The sequence below is a fragment of the Nitrospirillum amazonense genome, assembly GCF_007828045.1.
Taxonomy (GTDB): Bacteria; Pseudomonadota; Alphaproteobacteria; order Azospirillales; family Azospirillaceae; genus Nitrospirillum; species Nitrospirillum amazonense_C.
Window position 1 is genome coordinate 1 of record NZ_VITN01000051.1, and the last position, 7,931, is coordinate 7,931.

The following is a 7,931-nucleotide window of genomic DNA, read 5'->3' on the forward strand; positions in this document are numbered from 1 at the left end:
GCCAGCGACAAACAAATAGAGCAATCCTCCAACGCCGCGACCATCCCTTCTCATCCTGATTGTCGCCAGCCTCTCACACAGATTGTCGCGCTATACAAGCCCTCGTCAAACACCACCGGCACCCGCTCCCGGCTGCCGGCGTACCACAGGAAGCCGTCACGCACCCGATAGCCATTCTCCTCCAACACCAGGACCTGGGCGCACAACTGCACCCGTTCGGGCTCATGGGCGCCGGCGTCGACATGGGGGCGGCGGCCCTTCTTGTACTCCACCGGGGTGACGAAGCCGTCCTCCCCCTCCAGCACGTCCAGCTTGGCCACCAGGCCCAGCCGCTCAGACGACAGTTCCACCGCGTGTGTGCGGAAGGGCGGGCTGTCATCGGCCAGGTCGTCCGGCGGCGGCAAGGCGGTGGGGCCCGCGTCCACTCGGGCATGGACCCGCCGACCCTCCTCCGTATCGCCGCTATCCGCCCACTCGCCGTCCACCCATTCCAGATAGGCCAGGCGGGGGCAATAGGCCCAGGCGTTGACCATGCCGGCCGGCACCAACGCCTCGTCCACCCCGGCCGATGGGGCCAGCAAGGGCAAAGCGAGTTGCCGATGGCCCAGGGGCGGCACACCAGGGGGCCCGTCCCTATCTGGAAGATCGTCCGCCATGGCGGATAATCCCGCTCTGATTGCAATGTGCGATAGTAGCACGCATCACGGGGCTGTCATCTCGAAAGGCTGGATCCTCGGCCATTACAGCCGGGGGAAGGGGTGACGTACACTTTTAAAAACGATGGTGGGGTCTTGTTTCAATGAGGCCCCGGCCATTACAGCCGGGCAAAGTAGTGAGATTGATGAATTGAAGAATGCCCTGGCTGCTGAGTTTCAATGAGGCCCCGGCCATTACAGCCGGGGAAAGGCCCCGCTACGGAGGCTGTTGATTTATAATAGAAATTTCGGGCGATTTCGAGCGGGTCCTTCCAGGCGCCGTTTCCGCCCCCTCGCCAGGACTGGTTTCAGAGTCACGATGGCCAAGCACCTGAAGCGAATCAAGACGTTGCTGGGATTCGAGCGGGTCCCGGGGTTTCGCGGGTGTCGAGGCGCTCGCGGCCGCCGATGGCAGCAGCCACGCGGGCTAATCCAGCGGAACGCTGGCGGAGAACAGACCGCCGCCCCGGTGGGCGTCGCGGCCCAGCAGCAGGGGCCCCGCCACCGGTTCGGTGAAGGACAGGCACAGCCGGGCCGACAGGCCGCCGCGCGGTCCCGGCCGGATCATCAGGGGCTGCGCCCCACTGGGCGCCGGCAGGCCCCGGCGCGCACACTCCCGCCGCACGTCCTCGACCACGAACGTCGCCGCATCGGCCCCCTTGGCGGGATGCCGGGTGGGCCGGTAGGGCGTGCGGCTGAGCCACACCCGCCCCCGCTCCCCGGGCAGGGGCAGGGGCGGCGCCAGGGTCAGCACCCCGGCCGCCCCGGCGCGCACCAGGGCCAGGCGGCCCGTGACCCGCGCGAAATCCGCCCGGTTGTCATCGGTGGGGGCCACGCCGCGATCCACCCGCCAGGGGGCCATGACCAGGATTTGGTCCAGACGGCCGTCGCCATCATCGTCCAGCGCCGCGATGTACACATGGCGGTGGTCCCCCGGCCGCGCCGGCCCCGGCCCCTCGCCATGACCGGAGAACAGGGGCAACACCCCCCCGTCGGCCGTGCGCGCCAAGCTCATCAATGCCGCCCGCACGGCGCGCAAGACCGTTAGGCGATCACGCGACAGCGGCCGGGAGGCCGCCATGATCCCAAACACCAGGGCGTCACCTGCGGGCCTTGGCGCCACTTCCGGCTGCATAACGGAAGCCGATCCGTCCATGTCCTCCGCCCCCCTTTAATGAACCGACCGGAACCACCAAGCTTAACAAGCCCCAATGTCATTTTACCACTTGCCGGCTCCGGCGGCCCGATTATCTGGTGGATGCTCGGAGCCTAAATCGCAGGAGCTGAGCAGAACCGGTCCGTAGGGTGGGTCATGAATCCTGAAATTTCGCACCTAAAGCTCCTGTCAGTTCGACAAACATCAGAATTATTGGGGATTCATCGATCACTACTCCCCGGCCTAGATCTCAGATCAATCAAGATAGGCCGCCGCCGCCTTTACTCCGTTATGGAAATAGAGAGATGGATAAAGGAAAAAGAAAATGACGCATCATCACCGATAGCGACTAAAAGAATCCCAGAATCTCCGCACCCAATTCGAAAACGAGGACGGCCACGAAAAATAATACAACTATAACTCTATTATAATGATGGAAGTCAAAAAAAATGAACCAGATCCAAATAGATCATTATATTGCCGTGATATTTTATTCAACCATGAAACTTATCGCCGATAAAGGATTATCGAATGTCAAGATACGCGATATAATCCAAGACACCGGGATAAACCCCAATTTAATATATAAGATATTTCCTAATAAAGAAGAAATCATATTGAGATTATTCGAGAAATGCATAGAAAATTTAGGCAAGCGCTTCGATGGGAAATACAACTGCAATACAAAAGAATACATAAGGGAAAAAATAACAACAATCATAAATAGAGACCGAATTTACAGTGTTATTTATAACGAAATAAGAGCAAAAACACTAAGATCGCCCAGAATTGAGGAGGCATTTAAACGTTTAAACCAAAGTCTCCGAACAAGGCTTGAGTTAATTTTGACGAATGGAAAGAATATGGGACATATTCCGAAAAACATCTCGACGGAAACCGCAACAGACAGAATAATATTCATAATAGAAATAGCAAGAACAATGACCGTAAGCGAAACGGAAAAACCGTTATTCTCCAATATGATAAGCACTCTAATTGACCAGTCTTTAAGCCCAAACGTTGAATGGAAATGATGGGGACAGTGATGGCTTGTGCAGAGATGATTACGAAAGGCGCCGACCGCCTGCCTCGCCTACTCGTCCTTCCGCCGCTTGCGGTCGGGCCGCCTTTCCCGCTCCGGCTTCTGGTCCACGACCATCCCCACCAATAGTTCAAAGGGCTGCACGCCTAACCCGCAGGCCAGGTCGACGATCATGGCCAGGCTGGGACTCGAACGCCCGTTTTCGAGGTTAGACAGGTAAGACACGTCCAACTCAGCCCGGAAGGCCAGCTCTTCCTGGGTCACCCCATTCGCCTTCCTGAGCTTCTTCAGCAATGTACCGAACTGGACCCGGATGTCTTCCATATCCCGGAAAACACCCTCTTGCGCAGCTCGACACCATGGGATATATCCCAATTGCCGTTTCCAAACGGTAGCCTTCGGCAGATTCCATCTTCGCCAATGCCTTAGCGTATCGCTGCCGTACATCCAGTCCACCCTGTATTTCCAGGACCCGTCACGATGCCCCGTCTACCTTTCCCTCCCGGGCCCATGCCCGCGGTGTGCCCAGGCTTGTGCCTGCGCGGCGCCTCCCCCTCCCAGCCAATCCCCCGTTCGCCCGCCCCCTCCGCCTACGCGGAGGCCTGAGCCATGAAAGTGCTTTCGGGGCATCTCACGCTGCTGGGCGACCACCTCATGACGCAGCAGGCCTGCGAGTACAGCGTGATCCGCGTGGACAAGACGATCCTTTCCAAGGTCGTCGTCCCGCTCGGCCTGAACGGCTTCCTGGCAGAGGCAATGGGCGACCAGGTCACGTTGTATTACGTGAAACCACTGGGGTACTTTGGACGCCATATCCTAGTCGGCCTGGAGTCGTCCAGCGGCCGATATTATGTAAAAGAGAACGCACTCAGAATCTTCATTCTATTGATAGGTGGCATCGCCCTAATTCCGCTTTTAGGTTTTGGGCTTTTATTTCTCCCGCAGGCCTTCGCCAGCCTTGCTTTCAATGGCGTCGCGAGCGAACTCCAATCGCGCGGGTTCCAACTCGTCCGGTGACCACGAGTATATTTTAAAAGGAATGCCTGGCCTCCGATTCACGTAACCCTAACGTGCAGGCGCCCCGTTGACTCAAAGCGGGGCGTCTGCGAGGATTCCACCATGATCTGCCAATCTCCCCTCTTTCACCCCATGACAGTTGAGCCCGGCTCCCGTACGACGCGAATAGTAATAGTCCCTGCCGCCTGACGCGGGGCTTCGGAAACTCTCCTATTCCGTCGTCCGTGAAGGATCTCACCTTCCACGACCTCAGGCACGAGGCCACCAACCGCCTCGCGAAAATCTATCCCACCCCCTTGGAGTTGATGCGGATCACCGGCTACAAACCGCTGGCGACACTGGCGCGGTACTATCACGCCGACACCGAGGAGTTGGCGTAACGGTTGGCGTGAGCCGATGCCACAAGAACACCGTGGTGGTGGCGCTCGCCAACAAACTGGCGCGCATCGCCTGGGCCGCCCTGACGGTTGGGCAGGGCTTCGATGCAGCGCATGCCGTGGCGACATGGGACGAAATTGATCGGCGCGTGATCAATGCTGCGCACGGTCGCCGGTGTCTGCGGGCGGTAGGACGAGATGGCCTGACAGTCGAACGGCAGCACGGAAACCTGGGCGTTGTGAACGGCCTTCGTTCAGGATCAGGCTGAGCCTCTGCGCATCGATGGCGGGATTGACGGTGGTCATGCGGCCCCCCCGGTCAACAGGGCGTCGTAGGCGCTGACGGGGGCCAGCTTGACCACGACCTCGGGCAAGGTGGCGAGGGGTGGCGAGAAGCGGCGCCTGAGTGCGTCCATGTCGGGCAGGTGGCCGGCATTGCCCGGCGCCTTCGCCACCGCCCAGGCGGCCTCCACCAGCATGGCGCGGGCATGGCTGCGTCCAACCTTGCTGATCCGGCCGTGGTGGGCGGCGCCCAGTCCCGATTGGCGGACACGGGGGTGGAGACCAAAGTAACTCACCAGCTTCTGGGGGCTGGCGAAGCGGCGGATGTCGCCAATCGCCGCCGCCAGACCACTGGCCACCGCCAGGTTCACCCCGGTGATGGTGATCAGCCGCCGGATGGCCGGGTCATCCAGTGCTCCCTGGGCGATCTCCCGGTCCAGCGCCTCCAGGTCTTCATCCAGTCGGTCCAACTCCCGCACGTGCCGGTCGATGGCGGCCCGTTCATCATCGGGCAACGGTTGCCGTGCCAGCCACTCCCGTCCCACCTTGCTGAACAGGTCGGCATGGGACAAGGCGGGATCAGATGGGCGTGCAGGATGGCGTGCGCCTCGTTCTTGATCCGTGTCCGGTGCCGAACCACTTGGTAGCGCCGCGCCACCAGCCGGCGCCGTCGCTCCGTGGCGGCGTGCGAGCCTATGCCTTCACCTTCCCGCTAAGCGCCCCATGTGCCACTTCCTGGTCGGTCAGTGCCACAGGTGGAAGGGGGTGGTGGCTGAGGCGTCCTGCGGCAGGATCACCGTGGCAACCGTACCGGCGTTGGCGGGGCCGGGGCCATGGCGCAACGTCCCGCCGGCCTGGGACAGCATTCTGCGGACAATGAACAGGCCCAGCCCGAATCCCTGCTGGTGCCGGGCGTTCGAGGCGCGATAGAAGCGTTGCCCGATTGATTCCCGTTCCATCTCCGGAATGCCGATGCCCCGGTCGATAATCTGGATGCTGACCTCGCGAAAGTTCCGTTCCGCGGTGATGGTGACGTTCTCGCCGGCAGGGGAATACTTCAGGGCATTTTCCACCAGGTTGCGCAGCACGGCGATGATCATGTCGCGGTCGGCGCTGAAGACAAGGGGCTGTTGGGAAGGAAGCGTGCGAACGCGCTGCTCCGCATCCATGTGCGACAGGCCCTCCAGCACGGTATGCAGCACCTGCGGCCACTCCAGATCCGCGACGACGGGGGCGGGGCGCTGCCCCCGCTTGCCGGCCACGATCCGGTCAACTAGATCCATTACCCGGTGCACGCCGTCACGCACGCTGGTCAGCCGCTTGCGGGTTGCATCCGGCACGGAGGGCAACAGGATCTCCAGCATTTCCGTCGCCCTGTCGATGCCGGTCAAGGGGGTGCGAATTTCGTGAACCAAGACGTCTAGCAACTGCTGGTGCTCCGCATTGATTTCCCGTTCGGCGGCCAGGGTGGCCGCTAGCTGCTGTTCCAAATGGCGGCGCCGGTCGATTTCCAGCGCCAGTTCACGGTTGCGCTGCTGGACGTCCAGCCGCAGGCGCGACCCCAGCATGGCCAGGAAGCAAGCAAACCAGAGGTGATGGGCCATGCCGGCCTCGATCACCGTCCACGGGAAAAACATCGTCGGATCGACCATGCCTGCCAACCGCCGCCCGATCCGGTAAAGGGCCCACCCATCCTGGAGGCAAAGATGAAAAATTATGAATGGCAGTAAGGTTTGGCGCAGCCAGGACCAATGTCCTCTCTGCCGCCAGAGCACGGGAATGACGGCGCCGTGGGCGACAGTAGTGATGACCGCCCCCGCAAGGGCGCGCAGGGCGCCATCCGTTGCGTTGACATAAAGAATGAGCGGCCAATAGATCACCGTGGCCGTGATACAGACCGGCACCAGCCATTTCCGGGACGGCTCGCCCAGAAAAATGATCGCCCCGTTGATGCAGATGGACTGCGCCGCATTGGTCAGGACCGCCGTCGAGAAGCCGGTCATGCCGGTCAAGAAGTCGGTTCCCGGCTTGTAGAGCAAGCCGGTGATGGAGGCGCCGGCGCCGACAATAAATCCTGCCGCGATCGTCCGGACGCCGTTCAAATGCCGGTAGGCATTCCAAATCAGCGCCGAAATGCCGGCGTTCAGGATCTTCATGATAAAAAAAACAATCAATACGGTGGGCATGGCAATAAGGGGCGCCGGGCAAGCTTGGGGAAGCCGCCAGCATATAACGGATCGGCAGGCAATTCGAAGCACGGTCCCAGGGCCGGACGCATGCTGGTGGCGCCAGTTCCTCGGTGACAAACGCCTGAAGGTACGATTATTTCGGCTGCTTAATTATCAGCCTCGCATCCATGCCCGCGACCAGCTCCGGCGTCCGGCCGTTGATTTCTCCCATCACCTTGACCGCGTGACTGCCGGGAGCGATCATGGCACCCGTTCGCGTGATGTGGGCGGGATAAAGCCTGCCGGTTTCCGCTATGGCCACCTGGAAAGCAGTGCCTGGCTTCAGCCAAGCCAACCACCAGGGCGGCGCCTCGAATTCCACTTCCACACCGCTGTCGTCCAGGATTTGCAGCAGTGGTTGTCCGACCTGGACATATTCATGTTCTTGCACCTTCTGTTCGACCACGCGGCCGGCAAAGGGTGCCTTGATGCTACATTTGGTAAGCGTTTGTTGCGCGGTGCGGACGCTGGCTTCGGCCTTGACCGCTTCGGCGGCGGCGGTTGCCGCCGCAAGCGCGCCGATACCGCTCTGGATCATGGTTCGCTCGTTGATCGCCTTCAGCTGCGTGGCCGCGGTCAGGGCAGCCTGCGCTTCCTGCAGTTGCGCCTTCTGTGATGCGCAGTCCAGGGTGACCAATACCTGACCCTCCTGGAAGGTATCGCCAGTCCGCACGGATATCTGCTGGACGACGCCTGCCACTTCACTGGGCAGCGCACTATAGCGCTTATACCAGCTTGCGGTAACTGAGACTCCCGGCGGGGATTCCCAATGCGGTGCAAATATGAGTCACTCTGGCAACTCGTTGGAGGTTTGCCATGGCAGTGCCTGTGCCGCTTCGCCCGGATTACGATAGCGCAAGTCTTCGTTTCCTTGCCCGCCGCTCAAAGGACGCGGACCAGACGCGGCGTCTGCTGGCCTTGGCCGTGATCTATGACGGGAGCAGCCGGAGTGAGGCGGCCAAGCTTGGCGGGGTTGGTCTGCAAGTCGTCCGGGACTGGGTGCTGGCCTTCAATACGCTGGGGCCAGATGGCCTGATCGGTAAGCATGCGGCGTAGGCCGCAGTTTGGCGGCGATCAGGCCGCCGCGGCGGGCGTTGCCGGGGCCTTGGGTGCCCAGCGCCAGGGCAGCAGTTC

At 61.1% G+C, this 7,931-nt stretch carries 9 protein-coding genes and 1 pseudogene; 3 read left to right on the top strand and 7 right to left on the bottom strand.

All coding sequences use genetic code 11. The features are described from left to right. Positions 1–50 precede the first annotated feature (50 nt). Positions 51–656 carry a CRISPR-associated protein Cas4 gene (gene cas4 / locus FBZ89_RS30235; protein WP_145754788.1) on the bottom strand — a complete coding sequence of 202 codons (606 nt, stop codon included), beginning with the start codon at positions 654–656 and terminating at the stop codon, positions 51–53. Between the two features lie 466 nt (positions 657–1,122). Next, a complete protein-coding gene (csb2, locus tag FBZ89_RS30240) occupies positions 1,123–1,776 on the bottom strand; it encodes a type I-G CRISPR-associated protein Csb2 (protein WP_186457667.1) in 654 nt (217 codons plus the stop codon). 524 nt (positions 1,777–2,300) lie between these two features. On the opposite strand from csb2, the gene FBZ89_RS30245 reads away from it, so the two are divergent. Continuing rightward, positions 2,301–2,885 (top strand): TetR/AcrR family transcriptional regulator, encoded by a 585-nt coding sequence (locus FBZ89_RS30245; protein WP_145754791.1) that lies wholly within the window; start codon positions 2,301–2,303, stop codon positions 2,883–2,885. A 59-nt stretch (positions 2,886–2,944) separates the two neighbouring features. Here FBZ89_RS30245 and FBZ89_RS30250 read toward each other — a convergent pair whose 3' ends face one another. Then, complete coding sequence (locus tag FBZ89_RS30250; RefSeq protein WP_145754793.1) at positions 2,945–3,217, bottom strand: helix-turn-helix domain-containing protein; 273 nt, start codon at positions 3,215–3,217, stop codon at positions 2,945–2,947. Between the two features lie 285 nt (positions 3,218–3,502). On the opposite strand from FBZ89_RS30250, the gene FBZ89_RS30255 reads away from it, so the two are divergent. Further along, positions 3,503–3,910 (top strand): hypothetical protein, encoded by a 408-nt coding sequence (locus FBZ89_RS30255; RefSeq protein WP_145754794.1) that lies wholly within the window; start codon positions 3,503–3,505, stop codon positions 3,908–3,910. Positions 3,911–4,262: 352 nt separating this feature from the next. On the opposite strand, the gene FBZ89_RS31090 is transcribed toward FBZ89_RS30255, so the two are convergent. From FBZ89_RS31090 to FBZ89_RS30275, 4 genes are all read right to left on the bottom strand, one after another. Then, complete coding sequence (locus FBZ89_RS31090) at positions 4,263–4,511, bottom strand: hypothetical protein (RefSeq protein ID WP_186457668.1); 249 nt, start codon at positions 4,509–4,511, stop codon at positions 4,263–4,265. A gap of 78 nt (positions 4,512–4,589) precedes the next feature. Beyond that, on the bottom strand, positions 4,590–5,141 hold the full coding sequence (locus FBZ89_RS30265) for a transposase (RefSeq protein WP_211115425.1): 552 nt from the start codon (positions 5,139–5,141) through the stop codon (positions 4,590–4,592). A gap of 171 nt (positions 5,142–5,312) precedes the next feature. After that, entirely contained in the window at positions 5,313–6,755 is a 1,443-nt protein-coding gene (locus FBZ89_RS30270; RefSeq protein WP_145754798.1) for a sensor histidine kinase, read from the bottom strand. A gap of 136 nt (positions 6,756–6,891) precedes the next feature. After that, entirely contained in the window at positions 6,892–7,581 is a 690-nt protein-coding gene (locus FBZ89_RS30275; RefSeq protein WP_145754799.1) for an efflux RND transporter periplasmic adaptor subunit, read from the bottom strand. 32 nt (positions 7,582–7,613) lie between these two features. Between FBZ89_RS30275 and FBZ89_RS30280 the strand changes: the two are divergent. After that, positions 7,614–7,847, top strand: a pseudogene (locus tag FBZ89_RS30280) (helix-turn-helix domain-containing protein); the annotation flags it as partial. Positions 7,848–7,931 lie beyond the last annotated feature (84 nt).